The sequence below is a fragment of the Microbacterium sp. NPDC056234 genome (assembly GCF_042267585.1).
Lineage (GTDB): Bacteria > Actinomycetota > Actinomycetes > Actinomycetales > Microbacteriaceae > Microbacterium.
This window is the reverse complement of sequence record NZ_JBHJTE010000006.1, coordinates 164906-184553: the sequence shown is the minus strand read 5'-3', so window position 1 is coordinate 184553 and position 19648 is coordinate 164906. Positions and strand designations below refer to the sequence as shown.

17 protein-coding genes are annotated in these 19648 nt (G+C 67.8%); 3 read left to right on the top strand and 14 right to left on the bottom strand.

Annotated features, from left to right (window positions below):
* The first annotated feature begins 2 nt into the window (after nucleotides 1-2).
* Nucleotides 3-653: a pentapeptide repeat-containing protein gene (locus ACFCYE_RS16560; protein WP_376180502.1), complete on the top strand. Its 651-nt coding sequence runs from the start codon at nucleotides 3-5 to the stop codon at nucleotides 651-653.
* A 17-nt stretch (nucleotides 654-670) separates the two neighbouring features.
* Here ACFCYE_RS16560 and ACFCYE_RS16555 read toward each other — a convergent pair whose 3' ends face one another.
* The 4 genes from ACFCYE_RS16555 to ACFCYE_RS16540 are packed head-to-tail and all read right to left on the bottom strand — an operon-like array spanning nucleotide 671 to nucleotide 5558.
* Nucleotides 671-2170: an ATP-binding cassette domain-containing protein gene (locus ACFCYE_RS16555; RefSeq protein ID WP_376180500.1), complete on the bottom strand. Its 1500-nt coding sequence runs from the start codon at nucleotides 2168-2170 to the stop codon at nucleotides 671-673.
* Nucleotides 2167-2979 carry an ABC transporter permease gene (locus tag ACFCYE_RS16550; RefSeq protein ID WP_376180498.1) on the bottom strand — a complete coding sequence of 271 codons (813 nt, stop codon included), beginning with the start codon at nucleotides 2977-2979 and terminating at the stop codon, nucleotides 2167-2169. The genes ACFCYE_RS16555 and ACFCYE_RS16550 overlap by 4 nt, the downstream gene beginning before the upstream one ends.
* On the bottom strand, nucleotides 2976-3932 hold the full coding sequence (locus tag ACFCYE_RS16545; RefSeq protein ID WP_376180496.1) for an ABC transporter permease: 957 nt from the start codon (nucleotides 3930-3932) through the stop codon (nucleotides 2976-2978). The genes ACFCYE_RS16550 and ACFCYE_RS16545 overlap by 4 nt, the downstream gene beginning before the upstream one ends.
* Before the next feature lie 12 nt (nucleotides 3933-3944).
* Entirely contained in the window at nucleotides 3945-5558 is a 1614-nt protein-coding gene (locus ACFCYE_RS16540) for an ABC transporter substrate-binding protein (protein WP_376180494.1), read from the bottom strand.
* Nucleotides 5559-5728: 170 nt separating this feature from the next.
* Here ACFCYE_RS16540 and valS point away from each other — a divergent pair, with 170 nt between their 5' ends.
* Nucleotides 5729-8302, top strand: coding sequence for a valine--tRNA ligase (gene valS / locus ACFCYE_RS16535; protein ID WP_376180493.1), 2574 nt, complete (start codon nucleotides 5729-5731; stop codon nucleotides 8300-8302).
* Nucleotides 8302-8517 carry a hypothetical protein gene (locus ACFCYE_RS16530; RefSeq protein ID WP_376180491.1) on the top strand — a complete coding sequence of 72 codons (216 nt, stop codon included), beginning with the start codon at nucleotides 8302-8304 and terminating at the stop codon, nucleotides 8515-8517. The genes valS and ACFCYE_RS16530 overlap by 1 nt, the downstream gene beginning before the upstream one ends.
* A gap of 21 nt (nucleotides 8518-8538) precedes the next feature.
* Here ACFCYE_RS16530 and ACFCYE_RS16525 read toward each other — a convergent pair whose 3' ends face one another.
* From ACFCYE_RS16525 to ACFCYE_RS16480, 10 genes are all read right to left on the bottom strand, one after another.
* Nucleotides 8539-8754, bottom strand: coding sequence for a hypothetical protein (locus tag ACFCYE_RS16525; RefSeq protein WP_376180490.1), 216 nt, complete (start codon nucleotides 8752-8754; stop codon nucleotides 8539-8541).
* Entirely contained in the window at nucleotides 8751-9359 is a 609-nt protein-coding gene (locus tag ACFCYE_RS16520) for a helix-turn-helix domain-containing protein (RefSeq protein ID WP_376180489.1), read from the bottom strand. The genes ACFCYE_RS16525 and ACFCYE_RS16520 overlap by 4 nt, the downstream gene beginning before the upstream one ends.
* A gap of 49 nt (nucleotides 9360-9408) precedes the next feature.
* Nucleotides 9409-10587: a glycine C-acetyltransferase gene (locus ACFCYE_RS16515; protein ID WP_376180487.1), complete on the bottom strand. Its 1179-nt coding sequence runs from the start codon at nucleotides 10585-10587 to the stop codon at nucleotides 9409-9411.
* 22 nt (nucleotides 10588-10609) lie between these two features.
* A complete protein-coding gene (gene tdh, locus ACFCYE_RS16510; protein WP_376180486.1) occupies nucleotides 10610-11653 on the bottom strand; it encodes an L-threonine 3-dehydrogenase in 1044 nt (347 codons plus the stop codon).
* A gap of 115 nt (nucleotides 11654-11768) precedes the next feature.
* Nucleotides 11769-13355, bottom strand: a complete 1587-nt coding sequence (locus ACFCYE_RS16505) for an ABC transporter substrate-binding protein (protein ID WP_376180484.1) — start codon at nucleotides 13353-13355, stop codon at nucleotides 11769-11771.
* Complete coding sequence (locus ACFCYE_RS16500; protein ID WP_376180483.1) at nucleotides 13355-14407, bottom strand: ABC transporter ATP-binding protein; 1053 nt, start codon at nucleotides 14405-14407, stop codon at nucleotides 13355-13357. Before ACFCYE_RS16500 ends, ACFCYE_RS16505 begins: the two co-directional genes overlap by 1 nt.
* Complete coding sequence (locus ACFCYE_RS16495) at nucleotides 14388-15386, bottom strand: ABC transporter ATP-binding protein (protein WP_376180482.1); 999 nt, start codon at nucleotides 15384-15386, stop codon at nucleotides 14388-14390. Before ACFCYE_RS16495 ends, ACFCYE_RS16500 begins: the two co-directional genes overlap by 20 nt.
* Complete coding sequence (locus tag ACFCYE_RS16490; protein WP_376180480.1) at nucleotides 15383-16273, bottom strand: ABC transporter permease; 891 nt, start codon at nucleotides 16271-16273, stop codon at nucleotides 15383-15385. Before ACFCYE_RS16490 ends, ACFCYE_RS16495 begins: the two co-directional genes overlap by 4 nt.
* Nucleotides 16266-17195 (bottom strand): ABC transporter permease, encoded by a 930-nt coding sequence (locus ACFCYE_RS16485; RefSeq protein WP_376180478.1) that lies wholly within the window; start codon nucleotides 17193-17195, stop codon nucleotides 16266-16268. The genes ACFCYE_RS16490 and ACFCYE_RS16485 overlap by 8 nt, the downstream gene beginning before the upstream one ends.
* Nucleotides 17195-19543, bottom strand: coding sequence for an ROK family protein (locus tag ACFCYE_RS16480; protein ID WP_376180477.1), 2349 nt, complete (start codon nucleotides 19541-19543; stop codon nucleotides 17195-17197). Before ACFCYE_RS16480 ends, ACFCYE_RS16485 begins: the two co-directional genes overlap by 1 nt.
* Nucleotides 19544-19648: the final 105 nt, after the last annotated feature.

The window sequence follows — 19648 nt, the reverse complement described above, 5'->3', positions numbered from 1 at the left end:
CCATGGCCCGCTCCCCCGAATCCCCCGCCGCTCCGCGCGTCTCGCCCCCTGATCTCCCCGACACGCTGACGCCCGCGGAGCCCGCACGCAGCGCCGATCTGCTCGCATCGCGGCTCACGCTCTCCGGCGACGTCGATCTGGCGTACTCGACGCTCGAGCAGTGCGTGGTGACGGCCGACGCCGGCACCGTCGACATGACGGGCGCCGACGTCATGGACGTCGACATCACGGGTATCCGCGCAGCATCGCTGAAACTCAGGGATGCCGGTATCCGGCGTCTGCGGATCACCGGCGGGCGCATCGGCACCCTCGACCTCAGCACCACACGGATCGCGGAACTCGAGCTGCGGGACCTGCGCATCGACTATCTCAACCTCGGCGCCGCGAAAGGGACCGACATCGTCATCGCCGACTGCACCATCCGCGCACTGGACATGCCGCAGGCGCAGCTGACCCGACTGCGTTTCGACGACTGCCGGAGCGACGAAGTGGACCCGCGCGGCGTTCGCGCGACCGACGTCGACCTCCGAGGTCTCGACGCGCTCGCCTTCATCGACACGAACAGCCTCCGCGGCGTGACCCTGACCACGTTCCAGGTGCAGCAGCTCGCGCCGGCGCTGGCCGCCGGTGTGGGCATCCAGGTGCGGGACTGATCCGCAGGCGCGAGCTGTCAGGGGTGCACAGAGGCCGCGAGCAGCTCCCGGGTGAACGGGTGACTCGGCGCCGCGAACACGTCCGCGACGACCCCCTGCTCGACGACGATGCCGTCCTTCATCACGAGGACGTCATCCGCCACGGCCGCGATGACATCGAGATCGTGCGAGATGAACACCATCGTGATCCCTCGTTCGCGCTGGAGGCGCAGCAGCAGGGCCAGCACGCGCTCGCGGACCGTCGGATCGAGCGCTGACACCGGCTCGTCCAGGACGAGGACATCCGGGTCCGCCGCCAGCGCTCTCGCGATCGCGGCACGCTGCCGCTGACCACCCGACAGCGCCGCGGGGCGACGAGCGGCGAGCGTCGGGGCGAGGCCCACCTCCTGAAGCAGTTGGGCCACGTGCTCCGATCGATGGCTCCGCGGCACCCCCGCGGCCTCGAGCGCTTCGCGCAGCGATCGTCCGACGCTCCAGCGCGGGTCGAAGGCGCCGAGCGGGTTCTGGTGCACGAACTGCACGCGATGCTCGCCATGCCACGTCAGGGTGCCGGCATCAGCGCGCTCCACACCGATGATCATGCGCGCGAGCGTCGTCTTGCCGGAGCCCGATTCCCCGACGATGCCGATCGTCCGGCCCCGACCCACCGCGAACGATGCATCCGCAACCGCCGGGATGCCCCCGAACGCCTTGGACAGTCCGTCTGCCGACAGCACGGGCTCGTGCGCGCCGGCCATCGATTCGCGGGGGCTGTGGCGCGTCGCGGCGACCAGCGCCTTCGTATACTCCTCGCGCGGCGCATCGAGGATCTCGGCGGTGGTGCCCTCCTCGACGACACGGCCTGCGCGCATCACGATGACCCGGTCCGCGACGCGGCGCACGGCCGCGAAGTCATGACTGATGAACAGCACCGCAGTACCCGAGTCGGCGATGTCGCGCAGCAGGTCGAGCACGCGCGCCTGAACCGTCGCATCCAGCGCCGTGGTCGGTTCATCGGCGACCAGCACCGTCGGCGACCCGGCGAGCGCGGATGCGATCAGCGCGCGCTGCCGCAGGCCGCCGGACAGCTCGTGCGGATACTGTCCGGCTCGGCGCTCGGGATCCGGCATCCACACCCGCTCCAGCAGACCACGCACCCTGTCGCGCAGCGCTTCCCCGCGCAGCCCGCGCTGGTGCAGGCGCAGCGGCTCGGCGATCTCGGACCTGATCCGCTGCAGCGGGTCCAGCGACACGAGCGCGTCCTGCGAGACGAGGGCGATCGTGTCTCCGCGCAGTCGGCGCCAGGAACGCTCGTCCACGCGGCGGGCGTCGGTGCCGGCCACTTCCCGTCGCTCGGCGTCCACTCGGGCTTCCGACGGTGTCAGCCCGAGCATCGCCCGTGCGGTGAGGGTCTTTCCCGCACCGGATTCTCCGACGATCGCGACGCATTGTCCCGGCTCCACCGTGAACGAGACGCCGTCGACGACGACCTGGTCGCCGAACGAGATCCGCAATCCCCGAACATCCAGCGCCGTCATGCCCGCCGTCCTTCCGCACCGGCCCGCAGGATCCGACCGACGACGGTCACCGCCATCACGGTGAGCGTGATCGCGATCCCTGGGAACACCGAGACCCACCAGGCCTGGCCGAGCACGTTGCGGCCACCGGAGAGCATCAGCCCCCACTCCGGAGTCGGCTCGGTCGGACCGAGACCGAGGAAACTGAGTCCTGCTGCCGCCAGGATGCTGGAACCGACGCCGATCGTCGCGAGCACGCTGAGCGAACCGAGCACGCCGGGCACGACGTGCCGGACGAACGCACGGACCGGACCCACCCCGAGCAGGCGCGCGGCTTCGACGTGCTCCGCGAGACGCCGCGTGCGGGTCTGGACCCGCGCCAGCCGAACGTACACCGGGATCGCCGCGAGCGTCACGGCGATCGCCACGTTCACCGGCCCCGGTCCCAGGATCGCCACGACGACGAGCGCGATGAGGAACTCGGGGAACGCCATCAGCACATCGTTGAGCCGCATGAAACCGGCATCGACGGCGCGGGGCGAGGCACCGGAGAGCGATCCGATCACGAGCCCGACTGCCAGGGCGATCGCCGTGGCCAGCAGACCGATCCCGACCGACCGCGCCGTCCCGTGCACGACGCGCGAGTAGACGTCGCGGCCGCTCTGGTCGGTACCGAAAAGATGCTCGGCGCTCGGCGGCAGCAGCGTCGAGCGCACGTCCACCTGCAGCGGATCATGGCTCGCGATCAGCCCCGGTGCGAGCGCGGCGAGCGCGATCGCGGCGAGCACCGTGAGCGCGACCGCCAGGAGCACACCGCGGGCGGCGTTCATCGCGCGCTCCCCGCGCGGCGCAGCCGCGGGTCCAGGATCGGATGCACCAGTTCGACGATGACGCTGACGATCACGAAGACGAGAGCGCTCAGCAGGATGATCCCGGTGATCACAGGCAGGTCGCGGTCGGTGATGGCGGCGAGCGTCACCCGGCCGAGCCCTGGACGGGCGAACACGGTCTCGACGAGCACGGCACCGCCGAGGACCGATCCGGTCAGATACGCGGCAAGCGTGAGCGCCCCCGCCGCTCCGTGACGCAGACTGTGCCGCAGGGTCAACCACACCGGCCCTGCCCCGCGGGCGCGGACGGTCTCGGCGAAGGGCTGCCGCTCAGCCTCGGAGATGCCGTCGCGCAGCACCTGTCCGAGCAGTGCGGCCACCGGCAGCGCGAGCGTGATGGCCGGCAGCACGAGTGTGGCCGGATTTCGCGACCCCGTCACGGGGAACCACCCGAGGCCGAAGGCGAAGACGCTGAGCAGCACGATTCCGATCCAGAAGACCGGTGAGGACAGGATGACGAGCTCGATACCCGTCGCGATCGCCCCGGCGATGCGCCCTCGGGCCAGCAGCGCGACCGCGAGCGCCAGGACGACCGCGATGACCAGTGCCGCCGCCGACAACTGCAGCGTCGATCCGAGTTGCCTGCCGATCACCTCCGTCACCGGCATCCTCAGCTGGTACGACTCCCCCAGGTCTCCACGCAGGAGTCCGGCCAGATACGCGAGGTACTGCTCGAACGGCGGTCGATCGAGCCCCAGCTCGGCGCGGATCGTGTCCTTGACGCTCTCGCTCACCTGCGCCTGAGGCCCGAGCATGACCGATACCGGGTCTCCGGGGATCACGCGAAAGGCGAGGAAGGCGAGCGTCGCAGCTCCCCAGAGCACCAGGACCGCGGATGCCGCGACCCCCACGATGCGCAGCAGGAGCGTTCTGCGCCCCGCCTTCTCTTCCACCGATCGGGCCGGTCAGTCGACGGTCGTGCCGTAGAACAGGGGACGACCGTACAGGTCGTAGGCGAGGTCGTGCACGGTGTCGTTCACCGCGGTGATCAGCGACGGGCTGTACAGCGGGACGATCGCGGTGTACTCGGCATTCCACTGCTGCAGCTGCTGGTAGACGTCGGTGCGGGCATCCCGATCCGTCGTGCCGACGCCCTGCTCGAGCAGGGCGTCGATCTCCGCATCCGACACCTGCGAGGCGTTCTGGAAGCCGTCGGTGTGCAGGTGGCTGCGCAGCAGGTCAGGGTCGACGCCCGAGAAGCCCCAATCGGTCAGGTCGAAGGTCTTGGGTCCGTACTGCTCGTTGTAGGCCCCCGGCTCGAGGACCTCGCGCTTCACCTCGAAGCCGACCTCGGCGAGATCCGATTGGATGGCGTTGCCGAGGGCGGCCCTGTCGTCCGGCACCGGCGTCCAGGCGATCCAGCGCACGGACAGGCGCTTGCCATCCTTCATCCGGATGCCGTCGCTGTCGCGCTGTGTCCATCCGGCCTCGTCCAGGAGACGGTTCGCCTCCTCCTGGTCGAAGGGCCAGCTGCCTTCGAGCGACGCGTCGTAGGTCGGCGTGGTCGAGCCGAGGATGCTCCACGCTCGCGGGAACTGGCCGAAGAAGATCTCCTCGACCGCCGCGTCGACATCGATGCCTCGGGCGAACGCCTGACGCACCTTCTCATCCGCGAACACACCGTACTTCTCGTTGAGGTACAGCGAGTAAGGCAGCCCGGGGTACTCGAGCGACTCGACGGTGAGTGCGTCGGAGAGATCTGACGCGATGTTCGGCGGCAGCTGGCTGGCGAGATCGGCCTCGCCGCTCTCGACGACACCGGCTCGGACGGAGGCCTCGGGAAGGATCTCGACGCGCAGGGTCTCGAACTGCGCGGCACCCGCATCGTCGGGCCCCCAGGCGTAGTCGTCGTTGCGGGTGTAGACGATCTCCTGGTCCGGTGTGTAGTCGGTGAGCACGAACGGACCGGTGCCGACGGTGATGTCCGGACCCCCCGCTTTCAGCTGGTCGGCCGAGGACTCCAGCACCGCCGGCGAGTAGAAACCGAGCAGCGGAGTGCTCGCGGCCTGCAGGAACGGCGCATACGGCTGCGAGAAGCTCACCTGCACCTCGTACTCGCCCAGCACCTCCGTCCCGGCGTACCACTCGCCGCCCAGCATGCTCGCCGCCTGGGCGGATGCCGTCTCGGGGTCCGCGATGCGATCGAAGTTCGCCTTCACGGCCTCGGCGTCGAACGGCTCGCCGTCGTGGAAGGTCACGTCCGTGCGGAGCTGGAACGTATAGCTGGTGGCATCCTCGGCCACCGTCCAGTCGGTGGCCAGCCATGGACTGAACGATCCGTCGGCCTCCTGGAACACGAGGGAGTCGAGGACGACGCGCTGCACCATGCTCGCGACGTCCAGTTGGCTGGTCTGGGGATCCATGTGCCCGGCCGAGAGATTCGCACCCTCGATCGCCCACACGACCTCTCCGCCGTCCGCGCCCTCCTCACCGGGAGCGGCGCAGGCGCTCAGCGCCAGAGCAGTGGCCATTGCGAGTGCGGCAACGGGCAGGATTCGGCGGGTGAATGCGGCGGGCATGCGGATCCTCAGAACGGGCGAAGGGGGACGTTTCAGTCTACGTCCGATTTTTGGACAGGGTCGATCTACGCCGCCGCGCACCATCCGCGGGCAATCGGTAGACTGTCTGCACCCACCCACACTCAGGCACGCACACACCGTGCCGTATACATCGCTCGAGGAGACCTCCTATGTCCGTGATTCCCGACAAACCCGCACTCGAAGGTCTCGAAGCGAAGTGGGACGGCGTCTGGGCCGAGCAGGGAACCTACCTGTTCGACCGCCTTCGCGCCGCCGAGCTCGGCCGCACCGGCGTCTATTCGATCGACACGCCTCCCCCGACGGCTTCCGGCTCCCTGCACATCGGGCACGTCTTCTCCTACACGCACACCGACGTGAAGGCGCGATACGAGCGCATGCGCGGCAAGGCCGTGTTCTACCCGATCGGCTGGGATGACAACGGTCTGCCCACCGAGCGCCGCGTGCAGAACTACTACGGCGTGCGCTGCGACCCCTCGCTGCCCTACGACGCCGAGTTCGTCCCGCCCTTCCAGGGGGACGCGAAGAGCCTCAAGGCCGCCGACCAGCTGCCCGTGAGCCGTCGCAACTTCATCGAACTGTGCGAGAAGCTCACGGTCGAGGACGAGAAGCAGTTCGAGGACGTCTTCCGTCAGATGGGCCTCAGCGTGGACTGGACCCAGACGTATCGCACCATCTCGGACGAGACGATCCGACAGAGCCAGCTGGGCTTCCTGCGCAACGTCGAGCGCGGCGAGGCCTATCAGGCGCTCGCACCGACCCTGTGGGACGTGGACTTCCGCTCCGCGATCGCCCAGGCCGAGCTCGAGGATCGCGAGCAGCCGGCTTCCTTCCACCGCCTGGCCTTCCACAAGACCGACGGCTCCGGGGACATCGAGATCGAGACCACTCGGCCCGAGTTGCTCGCGGCGTGCGTGGCTCTCGTCGCGCACCCCGATGACGAGCGCTACCGCGCCTACTTCGGCAAGACAGTGCGCACCCCCGTCTTCGACGTCGAGGTGCCCGTGCTGGCGCATCACCTCGCGCAGCAGGACAAGGGATCCGGCATCGCCATGGTCTGCACGTTCGGCGACGTGACCGACATCATCTGGTGGCGCGAGCTGGACCTTCCGAACCGCACGATCCTCGGCCAGGACGGTCGCGTCATCCCCGAGGCACCCGAGGCGATCACGACCGACGCCGGCAGGGCCGCATACGCGGAGCTCGCGGGCAAGACCGTGTTCAGCGCGCGCAAGCAGATCGTCGAACTCCTCGAAGCATCCGGCGAGCTGCTGAACGTTTCCAAGCCCTTCAATCACGCCGTCAAGTTCTTCGAGAAGGGCGACCGGCCGCTCGAGATCGTCTCGACGCGTCAGTGGTACATCCGCAACGGTGCACGGGACGGCGAGCTGCGCGACCAGCTCATCGCGAACGGTCGCGAGCTGACCTGGCACCCCGACTTCATGCGCGTCCGCTACGAGAACTGGGTCGGCGGGCTCACCGGCGACTGGCTGATCTCGCGGCAGCGGTTCTTCGGCGTTCCGATCCCGGTCTGGTATGGACTGGATGCCGACGGCCAGCGTGACTTCGGCCGCGTGCTGGTGCCGGACGAGGCATCCCTGCCGATCGATCCGACCACCGACGTGCCCGCGGGCTACACCGCGGAGCAGCGCGGAGTGCCCGGCGGTTTCGAGGCCGAGGTCGACATCCTCGACACGTGGGCGACGTCGTCGCTGACACCGCAGCTCGCCGGCGGGTGGCAGCGCGACGAGGAGCTGTGGAGCCTCGTGGCTCCGTTCGACGTGCGCCCGCAGGGTCAGGACATCATCCGCACCTGGCTGTTCTCCACGATGCTTCGGTCGACGCTCGAGGACGCGCGCTCCCCCTGGGCGAATGCGTCGATCTCGGGCTTCATCGTCGACCCCGACCGCAAGAAGATGTCCAAGTCCAAGGGCAATGTGGTCACACCCGCCGACATCCTCGAAAAGCACGGCTCAGACGCCGTGCGCTACTGGGCGGCCTCCAGCCGCCTCGGGGTGGATGCCGCGTTCGACCCGCAGAACCCGACGCAGATGAAGATCGGCCGCCGCCTGGCGATCAAGATCCTCAACGCCGCGAAGTTCGTTCTCGGGTTCCCCGTACCGGAGGATGCCGAGGTGACGCACGCGCTGGACGCCTCGATGCTCGCCGCCCTGGACGACGTGGTGCGCGACGCGACGAAGGCATTCGACGCGTTCGATCACGCCCGCGCCCTGGAACTCACGGAAGCCTTCTTCTGGACGTTCTGCGACGACTATCTCGAGCTCGTCAAGGAACGCGCCTACAACCAGACGGACGTCGGGCAGCCGTCCGCTGCGCTCGCGCTCCGCATCGCCCTTTCCACGCTGCTGCGCCTGCTCGCACCGGTCGTCTCGTTCGCGACCGAGGAGGCGTGGAGCTGGTTCGAAGAGGGCTCGATCCACACGGCAGCCTGGCCGGAGCCGCGCGGCGGCAGCGGGGACCCCGCTGTGCTCGCAGCCGCCAGCGCAGCGCTCATCGGCATCCGCCGCGCCAAAACGGAGGCAAAGGCGTCGCAGAAGACGCCGGTGGCCCGCGCGGTGATCGCCGCACCCGCTTCGGCTCTGGACGCGCTTCGTGCGGCATCCGGCGACCTGCAGGCCGTCGGTCGCATCGCTGAGCTGTCGCTCGTCGAAGGCGAGGAGCTCGCGGTCACGGAGATCGAGCTGGCGCCGGTGGAGGAGAGCTGATGCAGCTGGGCACGCGGTGGACCGCCAGGACCGAACCTCCGGCTTCGGTTCCGGCATCCCTGCGGCCCGGCATCGCCGCGGTCGAAGCCGACGGGCACACGGGATCCTGGACCCTGACCTGGCTCGAAGGCCGTCCGATCGCGGAATTGGATGCCGGGTGGGAGGTCCTCGCGACCGCCTCCGGCGGTGTCATCGTCAGGCCGTTCGAGGACTGAGTGCCGAAAGCCGTCCCGCGTTCAGCGCGGGCGGGAACCCAGCGAGAGCAGGGCGATGTCGAGTGCGCGCGGATCCTGCGCTGTGCGATGTCCCCTCAGCAGCGCGAGTTCCCGTTCGCGGCGTTCTGCACGGATATCGCGGCGATGCGCGACATAGGCCGTCAACGCATCGGCGACGCGCAGCAGCGCGCTCTCGACGCGAGTGGGCCCGACGTGATGCAGGCTGACAGCGGTCATGATTCCCCCTCTGTGACGGCGTCGGATCGCGTCGCGATGTCGAAGATGTCGGTGCGCATCGAGACGCGCCGCGTGCCGGCGAGGCTCTCCTGCCCGCTGTAGCGCTCGACGACGGTGTCGACGAACGCCGTGATCTCGTCTTTCAGCTCAGCCATCTGCTCCGGCGTGAGATCGAGCATCGTGGTCGTCACGAGTCCGGCGTCCTCCCATCCCGACGGCGTCTCGGACGCCGGCCGGTTCAGGTAGTCCATGAGAGCGCGATGGCGCAGCAGGAAGAACTCGGACGTGACGATCTGCGCGGCAGCCCGGCCCGCCGGGGTCGCCGCCTGGTCGGGGCCGGGCAGGTTGATGCGCCCCTTGGGACGCTCCCACCAGCGCTCCCGTGCGGTGCCGCGCCCCGAGACCTCCTGGATGAGATCGTGCGCGGCCAGCGCCCGGAGGTGATAGCTCGTGGCGCCCGAGGTCTCGCCGATCAGCTTGGCCAGCGTGCTCGCGGTCTGCGGGCCGCGCTCACTGAGGATGTCGTAGATCCGCACGCGCAACGGGTGCGCCAGCGCCTTCAGCGCCCCTGCATCGAGGGTTCTCCCCTGTTCGTTCTCCGTCATAATGCAAAGATATCCTTGCAAGCTATTCTTTGCAAGTATTTCTTTGCATTCAGCCCACTGCGTCCCGCGCCGCGACGAACGCCGCCGCGCACTGCTCGATCTGCTCGCGTGTGTGCGCTGCGGAGAGCTGCACTCGAATCCGAGCCTTCTCGCGCGGCACCACGGGGAAGCTGAACGCCGTGACGAACACGCCCCGCCGCTGCATCTCCGCGGCCATGCGCGCGGTCAGCGACGCGTCGCCGAACATCACAGGGACGATCGGGTGCTCCCCCGGCAGCAGGTCGAACCCGGCCTGCGTCATCAAGCGGCGGAACAGAGCCGAGTTCTCTCGCAGCCGCCCGCGCAGAGCGTCCGATTCCTCGACCAGATCGAGTGCCCGCAGTGTTCCGGCGACGATCGAGGGGGCGAGGGTGTTCGAGAACAGGTACGGCCGAGCGCGCTGACGCAGAAGCGCCACGATGTCCCGATGCGCGGCGACGTAACCACCCGACGCTCCGCCGAGCGCTTTGCCGAATGTTCCCGTGTAGATGTCGACGCGCCCCTCGACGCCGCACAGCTCTGGTGTCCCCCGCCCGTTCTCCCCGACGAAGCCGATGGCGTGCGAGTCGTCCACGAAGACGAGCGCGTCGTACCGTTCGGCGAGTTCGCAGATCTCAGCGAGCGGAGCGATGTAGCCGTCCATCGAGAAGACGCCGTCCGTGACGATCACTCGGAAGCGCGCGTCCTGCGCCGCCGCCAGCTGCGCCTCGAGGTCGGACATGTCGCGGTTGCGGTAGCGCAGCCGCCGCGCCTTGGAGAGCCGGATACCGTCGATGATCGACGCGTGATTCAGTTCGTCCGAGATGATCGCGTCCTCGGCCGAGAACAGCGTTTCGAAGACGCCTCCGTTCGCGTCGAAGCAGGACGAGAACAGGATGGCGTCCTCCGTGCCGAGGAAAGCGGCGACGCGGCGTTCGAGTTCGAGATGCTGCTCCTGCGTGCCGCAGATGAACCGTACGCTGGCCAGGCCGTAGCCCCAGTGCTCCAAGGCGCTCCTGGCGGCATCCAGAATCCGAGGATCATCCGCGAGTCCCAGATAGTTGTTCGCGCAGAAATTCAGCACCTCGACGCCGTCGGCCACGATCCCGGTCCGCTGCGGACCGGTGATCCCGCGCTCGTGCTTGGTCAGACCGGCTCGCTCGATCTGATCGAGCTCGGCCCTGAGATGCTCCTGAAAAACGCCGTACATGTGGTTCTCCGTTCGTGCGGCTTCAGAGCCGCGTCCAGTCGAGGATGATCTTCCCGGTGCCCGCCGATGCCGCCGCTTCGAAGGCCTGCTCCCACTCCGATGCGGGGAGCACGTCGGCCACGATCCGCCCGATCGACGCACGCAACGCCGTGCTGGTCTGCAGCATCGCCCCCATCGCGTTCCACGTCTCGAACATCTCGCGACCGTAGATCCCCTTGATCGTCAGCATGTGCGTGACGAGCTTTCCCCAGTCGACACCGAACGGCGCGCTGGGCAGCCCCAGCATCGCGATCCGACCACCGTGATTCATGTTGTCGATCATGGTCGGAAGAGCGGATGCAGCCCCGCTCATCTCGAAGCCGACATCGAACCCCTCCTTCATGCCGAGCGCCCGCTGCGAATCGCGCACGTCCTCAGAGGAGACGTCGACGACGCGGTCGGCTCCCATGATGGTCGCCAGTTCGAGGCGGGGCGCGCTCACGTCGGTGGCGGCGATGAAGCGCGCACCGGCGTGGCGTGCGACCGCGATGGCCATGAGGCCGATCGGCCCGCAGCCGGTGACCAGAACGTCTTCGCCGATCAGCGGGAACGCGAGCGCGGTGTGCACGGCGTTGCCCAACGGGTCGAAGATCGCCCCGATCTCCGGCTCGACATCGGAGTGGTGCACCCATACGTTCGCCGCAGGCAGCGAGAGGTACTCGGCGAACGCGCCGTCTCTGTGCACCCCCAGTCCGACCGTGCGGATGCACATCTGACGACGACCCGCGCGGCAGTTGCGGCACATGCCGCAGACGATGTGCCCTTCACCCGACACCCGGTCACCGACCTGGATGTCATGGGCGAGATCTCCGACCTCGACCACTTCGCCGTAGAACTCATGGCCGGGGATGAGCGGCGCCCGCACCTCCGACGCCGCCCAGTCGTCCCAGCGGCGGATGTGCAGATCGGTCCCGCAGATCCCGGTGCGCAGCACCCTGATCACCACTTCGTCAGCGCCCGCCACCGGATCGGGGCGCTCGACGAGCTCGAGTCCGGCGTGTGGTCCGCTTTTGTACAGAGCCTTCATGTCTCGATATCTCCTTCCATCTCGCACGTGGCAGCGCCCGGCACCCGGTGCGCAGGCGCGCCGAACAAGGGTCGGGACGGAGCATCACCCCGTCCCGACCCCGGGTGAGCGCTGCTCAGGAGCAGGCGACTTCGGTGCGGTAAATCTGCATGTCGCCGCCCGCTGCGTGCGGCGTCATGCAGGTGGTGTGGGCGATGTACATCACCTGCTGGTACAGCGGCTGGATCACCTGGTCGGCCAGGATGCGGTCCTCCGCCTGCTGCCAGAGCGCATCGGCATCCTCCTGCGTCGAGGCGGCGAGCGCCTCGGCGACGAGCGCCTGTCCTTCGGGATCGGTGTACTGCAGGCGGTAGTTCGCATCGACGTAGACCGACGCGATCCACTCGGATGCGGCGGGGAACGACGACCCCCACAGCTGGATGACGGGGCCGTCCAGAGCGTAGGAGTTGATGGTCTCGGACAGCGCAGCCGCCGGGACCGGCTTCGGCTCGACCGTCAGGCCGATCTCCTTCGCAGAGTTCGACACCGCAAGCGCGGTGGCTGCGTCCGTGGTGTTCTCGGACGAGTAGTTCAGCGGGATCGTACCGGTGAAGCCGGACTGCTCGATCAGCGCCTTCGCCGCATCCGGATCGAACGTGCAGTACTGCCCGCACGCCTCATCACGGAACCCTGAGACCGAGTTCGGCATCAGCGATGGCGCTGGAACCGTCGCATCCTTGAACAGGTCGGCCGAGATGCTCTCGCGGTCCACGATCATCGAGAACGCCTGTCGCACCTCGATCGGGAACGTCGCATCCAGGTACGTCGGCCACGTGAAGTAGGTCTCCAGGGTGTTGCGATCGATGGCGGTCAGGCCCTCTTCGCCGAGTGCATTGCGGCCCTGCGCGATGAGCCCGGGTGGGAGGCTGCGCAGCACGTCGGCGTTGCCGGCAACGACGTCCTGGTAAGCCGTGTTCGTGTCGGTGTAGACCCGGAAGGTGATCTCGTCGGCTGCACCGTCCGGCACCCAGCCCTGATAGTCCGGGTCCTTCTTGAGTACGGCCTCGACCTGCGGATCGAGCTTCTCGAGGGTGTAGACGCCGTTGCCGATCGGCTTCTTGTCGTACGCGATCGGGTCCGCGAAGGCGCTCTCCGGCATGGGGCAGAAGGCGAGCTGCGACAGGATGTAGGGAACATCGTTGTTCGGGGACTTCATCTCTATCGTGAAGGTGCTCTCGTCGACGAGCGTGATTCCGGAGAACTCCGTCGCCGTCGCCTCGCCCTCGGACGGGTTCAGCTCGTCGTACCCCTTGATCGGGCCATAGGCATAGTTCGAGGGCATCGCGTTCGCGCCGGCGCCGACGAAGTTGAAGGTGTCGACATAGGTCTGCGCGGTGATCTCGGTGCCATCCGAGAACGTGTGTCCGTCGGCGACCGTAACGGTCCAGGTGATCTGATCCTCGCTCTCCACCGACTCCGCACCGCGCATGAAGACCGTGCCGTCCTCCTCGATCCCGGTCAACGGCTCGCACAGCGCCATGGCGATCTGCGAGCCGGGATTCTGGGCGCCCGTGATCCTGCCGATCTCGCCGTTGTTCACGGCGACCAGGGAGGTCGAGCCTTCGCTGCCGCCGGCCGGCTGCCCGAGACAGCCCGTCAGCAGGGTTGCGGTCGCTGCGGCGGCGACGATGCCGGCCGCGATGCGACTACTCGTTCGATTCATCAGTTGTTCCTTTCGGAGGGGGTTGGGGAGGACCCGACGGTCGTGACCATGCCGATCAGCGACACGGTGACCTGGTCGGCGAGGTGACAGGAGGCTCGGTGCGTGGCGGCGCCGTCGGGAACGGGGAGGAGCCCGGGGACGTCGGTCGCGCAGCGGTCGATCGCCGTGTAGCAGCGCGTGTGGAACGGACACCCCGCAGGCGGATCGATCGGCGACGGCGGGTCGCCCTCGAGCACGACGCGCTCCAGTCGCTCATCCGGTGCCAGCGTGCGCGGGATCGCCGAGAGCAGGGCGCGGGTGTAGGGATGCGCGGTGGCTCCGTACACCTCATCGCAGGAGCCCTGCTCGACCACTTTGCCGAGATACATCGTGACGATGCGGTCCGACATGTGCTGCACGACATCGAGGTCGTGCGCGATGAAGATCATCGACAGGCCGAGTTCGCGCTTGAGCCGATTCAACAGGTTGAGGACCTGCGCCCGCACGGAGATGTCCAGCGCTGACACGGGCTCATCGCAGACCAGCAGTTTCGGCTCCACGGCCAGTGCCCTGGCGATTCCGATGCGTTGCAGCTGCCCGCCGGAGAACTCGTGGGGGTACCTGTGCGCGTGGTCGGGGTTGAGGCCGACCTGAGCGAGCAGTTCCTGCACGCGTCGCTCCACCTGCGCTGCCGGCAGCAGCGCATGAGTGATGATGCCCTCCGCTATCGACTGTCCGATCGACCGGCGCGGGTCCAGCGAGGCGTGCGGATCCTGGAACACCATCTGCACTTCGCGGTGCAGCAGGGTCTTGCGCTCGGCCCGCGTCATTGCGCCGACGTCGGACCCGTTCCAACGCACTCCGCCCTCATCGGGATCCTCGAGACCACAGATGATGCGCGCCAGCGTCGACTTCCCGCACCCGGACTCGCCGACGAGGCCGACGGTCTCCCCCGGTTCGACGGTGAAGTCCACGCCGTCCACCGCGCGTACCGGTGCATGCGCCGCGCGGGAGAACATCGTGTGCTTCTGCTTGTAGAAACGGCGCACCGATTCAAGCTCCAACAACGGCATCGGCGATCACCTCCTCCTTGTGGTGGCACGCGGCGGCGCGATCGGGGGCGAGCAGCTCCAGCGCGGGGATGACGGTACGGCATTCGTCCGTCGCATACACGCAGCGCGGGTTGAAGCTGCATCCTGGTGGACGGCGGGCGATGTCCGGCGGCATTCCCTGGATTGTCGGAAGATCGCCTCCGCGGTGTGCGGCGCTGGGGATCGACCCGAGCAGGCCCTTCGTGTACGGGTGCGCCGGACTGGCGAACAGGCTGCCGATCGGTCCGGCCTCGGCGACCCGACCGGCGTACATGATCAGAGCGCGATCGGCGAGCTGACCGGCCACGCCCAGATCGTGAGTGATCATGAGCAGCGCCATCCGACGTTCCCGCGTGATGTCGGCGAGCAGCTCCAGGATCTGGGCCTGCACCGTGGCATCCAGAGCGGTCGTCGGCTCATCGGCGATGAGGACGTCTGGATCCAGCGCCAGCGCCATCGCCATCATGATGCGCTGGCGCATTCCGCCCGAGAACTGGAACGGATAGTCGTCCGCCCGCCTCGCCGCATCCGGGATGCGAACGGTGCGCATCATCTCGATCGCCGCGGCGTGCGACTGCTGCTTGGACATCCCACGATGCACTCGATACAGCTCCGCGATCTGCGTGGCGACGGTCTGCACGGGGTTGAGCGCGCTCAGCGCGTCCTGGAAGACCATGGCGATGCGAGCGCCCTGCACCGTGCGGAGCCGGGCGGGCGAGACCGTGAGCAGGTCATCGCCGTCGAACAGAATCCGACCCGCTGTCACGCGCGAGGCCTGTTTGGGCAGGATGCCCATGATCGCCTTCGCCGTGATGCTCTTACCCGATCCTGATTCACCGAGGACGGCGAGCGTCTCTCCCCTGTCGAGCGTGAAGTTGACGTCCTCCAGCGCCGCGATCGGCGGGTTGCCCGGAGACCGAAACTCGAGCGACAGATTCTGGACGTCCAGCAACGCGGTCATCGGCGGGCCTTCGGGTCGAGGGCGTCGCGCAGGCTCTCGCCGAGGACGACGAAGGCGAGCGTGGTCAGGCCCAGCATGAGCGCGGGGAAGAACATCAGAAGAGGTGCGATCTGCCAGTTGCCGTCCTGGCTCGCCAGCGCGATCTGGATCCCCCAGGAGTACGCGGGCAGCTTCAACCCGACACCGAGGATCGAGAAACCGGCCTCCGCAGCCATCCCGGCGCCCACGGAGAGCGTCGTCATGACGATCAGCGGCGTCACGGCGTTCGGGATGACGTGCGAACCGAGAATGCGCCACGGCCCGACACCCAGTCCACGCGCCGCCTGGATGTACTCCAGGTTGCGCACCTGCATCACGGAACTGCGCATGTAGCGCATCGTCCCCGCCCAGCTGAACAGCACCAGGACGAACACGATCGTCCACACGGTCCTGGACTGGAACTGGTAGAGGATCACGAGGCTCGCGATCCCGACCGGGATTCCGAGGATCACGTTCGAGGTCCACGAGATCACGGAATCGACGACTCCGCCGAAGTACCCGGCGAGCGATCCGGCGATCAGCGCGACGATGAACGTGATGACCGCCGTGAACACTCCGACCTCGAGTGAGGTGCGAGCGCCGTGCACGATGTTCGACCAGTAGTCGCATCCCTGGATGTCGTATCCCATGATGTGCCCGGGCTCCGGACCGACGCGCGACTTGGAGAGGTCGCAGTCTCGAGGGTCGATCTGGGTGAACAGCGCGGGGAAGACGGCCATCAGACTCACGGTCACGATGATCAGCACCGCGATGTCGAAGAACGGGCTCTTCCACAGTCCGCGCAGTCCGCTGCGCGGACGCGACCGGCGCACGCGCGCGGCGATGAGGGTGGTGGTGGATTCAGACATGGCGCACCCGCGGGTCGATGATCGGATACAGCAGGTCGACGACCAGCGCCGCGACCAGGTAGAACAGCAGCAGGAAGATCGAGACGCCGACGACGACCGGACCGTTCTGCGTGTCGATCGCCCTGGCCAGCGTGCCGCCCAGCCCCGGAAGGTTGAAGATCGTCTCGATGAGGACCGAGCCGCCGAGCAGCGCGGCAAGGCTCAGGCCGAGGTAGGTGACGACCGGCATGAAGGCGTTTCGCAGCGCGTGCACCCACATGATGCGTCGTGGCGCGAGGCCCTTCGCCGTGGCAGTCACGATGAAGTCGGAGCGCAGCACGTCCACGAGGCTCGTCCGGCTGAGCCGTGCGAGCGGAGATGCCGTCTCCAGCGCCAGCACCATCGCCGGCATGATGAACGCCAGTGGGAATCCGGCCTGCACCCCCGAGATGGGCAGCCAGTGCAGTTTGATGCCGAACACGTACTGACAGAAATAGGCGATGATGAATCCCGGTACAGCCAGGAAGAAGATCGTGAAGAGCAGATTCAGCTTGTCCGGGAACTTGCCCTGTCGAAGACCGGCCCATACACCGAGGCAGATTCCGATGATGAGCTTCAGTACGAACGCGGACAGGGCGAGCACCACCGTATAGGGCAGCGCCGTGGCGATCAGCGTCGAGACGGAGTTTCCGTTGAAGTCGTGGCCGAAGTCGCCCTGCAGCACGTTTCCGAGATACTTCGCGTACTGCAGGAAGAACGGGTCGTCCAGGTTGTACTGGTCGCGGATCGCCGCGATCGTGGAATCGGACAGCCGCTTCTCCCCGCCGGCCAGGCGCGTCACAGGATCACCCGGGATGAGGAACACCAGCAGATAGACGAGGAAGGTCGACCCGATCAGGGTCGGGACCATCATCAGGATGCGGCGCAGGGAGTACCGCAGCATCAGTGCCTCGTCGGCTGGTGCGCGGCGTAGTAGTTCAGCAGATCCTCGGAGAGCTCCGGGATCTCGTACGGCTGAGAGCCGGAGCGGATCGACAAGGCGCCGCCGACACCCGCAGCGACGGCATCACGCGCGGCGACCGGGCTGGTCTGGGTCGGGCTGCCGTTGCGGACGAAGTCGACGAACTCGGCGACCGTGAGCGGGTCCGCTCCCCCGTGACCCCCGTCGCCGCCGTCCTCGATCGGGTAGCGCACGTGCCCCTTCTCGAGGTAGTCGCTTCGCGCATTCCACAGCCGGACTTCGCCGCCCGCGTCGTCATCGAAGTTCTCGATCCGGCCTTCGGTGCCGATCACGGTGTAGTTGCGCCAGTAGTCGGGGGTGAAGTGGCACTGCTGGTAGCTCATCAGCACCCCGGAATCTGTGCGCATCATGATCATCGAGATGTCCTCGACGTCGATCACGGGGTTCAGATCCTGCTGCGCCAGCGGCGGATAGTTGGTCATGGAGAACCAATCGCCCATGCGGCGATCCGAGTTGTCGCGCCGGGAGTCGACCTCCCCGTACACCGCGAGGTCGCCGACGCCGACCACGGAGCGGGTCGAGGTGCCAGCGATCCAGTGCATGACGTCGATGTCGTGCGCGCCCTTCTGCAGCAGAAGGCTCATCGCCTTGTCGCGCTCGGCATGCCAGTCCTTGAAGTAGTAGTCGCCGCCATGACCGACGAAGTGACGGCACCAGATGGCCTTGACCTCACCGATCTCCCCGCGGTCGACGATGTCCTTCATCATCTTCACGACCTGCATGTGCCGCATGTTGTGCCCGACGTACACCTTCGTGCCGGTACGGTGACCGGTCTCGAGGATGCGGTCCGCATCCTCGATCGAGATCGCGAGCGGCTTCTCGATATAGGTGGCGATCCCTGCTTCCAGCAGCTCGACGGCGACATCGGCGTGGGTGAAGTCCGGCGTGGTGATGAAGGCGCCGTCCACTTCGATCCCCGAGGCGATCAGGTCGGCGACGGACGCGAACACCGGGATGTCGCCGAAGAGACGTGCCGCGCGCTCGTGCGTGCTCGGGTCCGGGTCGACCGCCGCGACCACGACACCGCCGGCCCCCTTCACGTGCATCGCCACCCCCGCGCGGGCCCCGACCCCGATGACGGCGGCTCGGAACTCGGTCGTCTCGGCGGCCGGGGTCTCAGGGGTCATCTCTTCGGGCTCCAGATCGGTGGTGGTGAGGGTCGGGGCCGGTACGCCGGGGAACCCGTAGATGCGAGTGGAATGCTTCTCGAATGCAAGGCCCAGCGCACCGAGCGCGGCTGCGTCGGCGCCGAGGTCTCCGCCGCGGATCAGCCACGGTCCTGCTTCGATACCCGTCACCGCGGTGCGGATGCCTTCGGCGAGGGGACCTGCCACCAGGTCGGCGAACTCGCCGAGCTCGCCGCCCAGGACGATCACGTCGGGGTCGACCGTGAGCAGCAGCGCGGCCATGGCGGGCGTCATCGCCGCGCTCAGGGCTTCAAGCGCCGCCTTGCCCCGCGAATCCGCAGGATCGTCGCGCAGCCGACGAAGTTCGGCGCCCACTCTCGGCACCGCTTCGAGGAACGGACCGTGCGGTACTTCGACATCGCTGAAGGCGCGGAGGAGGCCGACCTCACCGGCCCGGCCGCGGCGGCCCCGCAGCACGTGTCCCGCCGCGGTGACGCGCGCTGAGACGTGATGCCAGGTCAGCGCGTAAACGCCTGCCTCCGCGTCGGACAGTGCACCGCCGTGGGACTCGGCCTCTGCCGCGAGCGACAGGTCGTTGTCGACGACGACCGGAGCACCGAAATAGTCCGAGAACATCGTGGACAGGTTCCTGCCGGACCACTCGGAGACCTGCGGAGCCGAGACCAGGAGCCCGTCCTCATCGATGAGTCCGGCCACGGCGATGCCGATGGCGACGACGTCGGAGGGCCGACGCCCGACCCGCTCGATCGTCTGCTGCAGCAGCGAACGCACCGGGGCGAGGCTCGGGCGTGCGGTCGCCGGTGGCGCGATCTCCGCATCCCGGCGGTACAGCAGCCGTCCGGTGCGGTCCGCGACGACGATACGCACCGTGCTGCGGGTGAGATCCAACCCGACGATCACCGGGGAACCGGCGATCGGCGAGAACGTCCTGGCCGGGCGACCGGCCGCGCCACGGGCCTCATGCTCGACGGCAAGACCGGAGTCGATCAGCGCGCTGAGCGCGGCCGTGACGGTCGGACGAGACAGACCGGTGCTCTCGGCGAGATCGGAGATGGTCACGCGGTCTTGCATCCGCAGGGTCGACAGACACAATGCGACGAGCTTCACATCGATGGCGGACATCCTCGAACTCCATTTTCTAATCGACTTTCACCGCCGTTTCGAAACAGCTTTCATTATTGTGAGGTCCGTAGCCCGCGCTGTCAACCACGGCTTCGCACCCCATAG

Coding starts and splice junctions, on each gene's coding strand:
- ACFCYE_RS16560 (WP_376180502.1), top strand. CDS start 3: ATGGCCCGCTCCCCCGAATCCCCCGCCGCTCCGCGCGTCTCGCCCCCT.
- ACFCYE_RS16555 (WP_376180500.1), bottom strand. CDS start 2,170: ATGACGGCGCTGGATGTTCGGGGATTGCGGATCTCGTTCGGCGACCAG.
- ACFCYE_RS16550 (WP_376180498.1), bottom strand. CDS start 2,979: ATGAACGCCGCCCGCGGTGTGCTCCTGGCGGTCGCGCTCACGGTGCTC.
- ACFCYE_RS16540 (WP_376180494.1), bottom strand. CDS start 5,558: ATGCCCGCCGCATTCACCCGCCGAATCCTGCCCGTTGCCGCACTCGCA.
- valS (WP_376180493.1), top strand. CDS start 5,729: ATGTCCGTGATTCCCGACAAACCCGCACTCGAAGGTCTCGAAGCGAAG.
- ACFCYE_RS16530 (WP_376180491.1), top strand. CDS start 8,302: ATGCAGCTGGGCACGCGGTGGACCGCCAGGACCGAACCTCCGGCTTCG.
- ACFCYE_RS16525 (WP_376180490.1), bottom strand. CDS start 8,754: ATGACCGCTGTCAGCCTGCATCACGTCGGGCCCACTCGCGTCGAGAGC.
- ACFCYE_RS16520 (WP_376180489.1), bottom strand. CDS start 9,359: ATGACGGAGAACGAACAGGGGAGAACCCTCGATGCAGGGGCGCTGAAG.
- ACFCYE_RS16515 (WP_376180487.1), bottom strand. CDS start 10,587: ATGTACGGCGTTTTTCAGGAGCATCTCAGGGCCGAGCTCGATCAGATC.
- tdh (WP_376180486.1), bottom strand. CDS start 11,653: ATGAAGGCTCTGTACAAAAGCGGACCACACGCCGGACTCGAGCTCGTC.
- ACFCYE_RS16505 (WP_376180484.1), bottom strand. CDS start 13,355: ATGAATCGAACGAGTAGTCGCATCGCGGCCGGCATCGTCGCCGCCGCA.
- ACFCYE_RS16500 (WP_376180483.1), bottom strand. CDS start 14,407: ATGCCGTTGTTGGAGCTTGAATCGGTGCGCCGTTTCTACAAGCAGAAG.
- ACFCYE_RS16495 (WP_376180482.1), bottom strand. CDS start 15,386: ATGACCGCGTTGCTGGACGTCCAGAATCTGTCGCTCGAGTTTCGGTCT.
- ACFCYE_RS16490 (WP_376180480.1), bottom strand. CDS start 16,273: ATGTCTGAATCCACCACCACCCTCATCGCCGCGCGCGTGCGCCGGTCG.
- ACFCYE_RS16485 (WP_376180478.1), bottom strand. CDS start 17,195: ATGCTGCGGTACTCCCTGCGCCGCATCCTGATGATGGTCCCGACCCTG.
- ACFCYE_RS16480 (WP_376180477.1), bottom strand. CDS start 19,543: ATGTCCGCCATCGATGTGAAGCTCGTCGCATTGTGTCTGTCGACCCTG.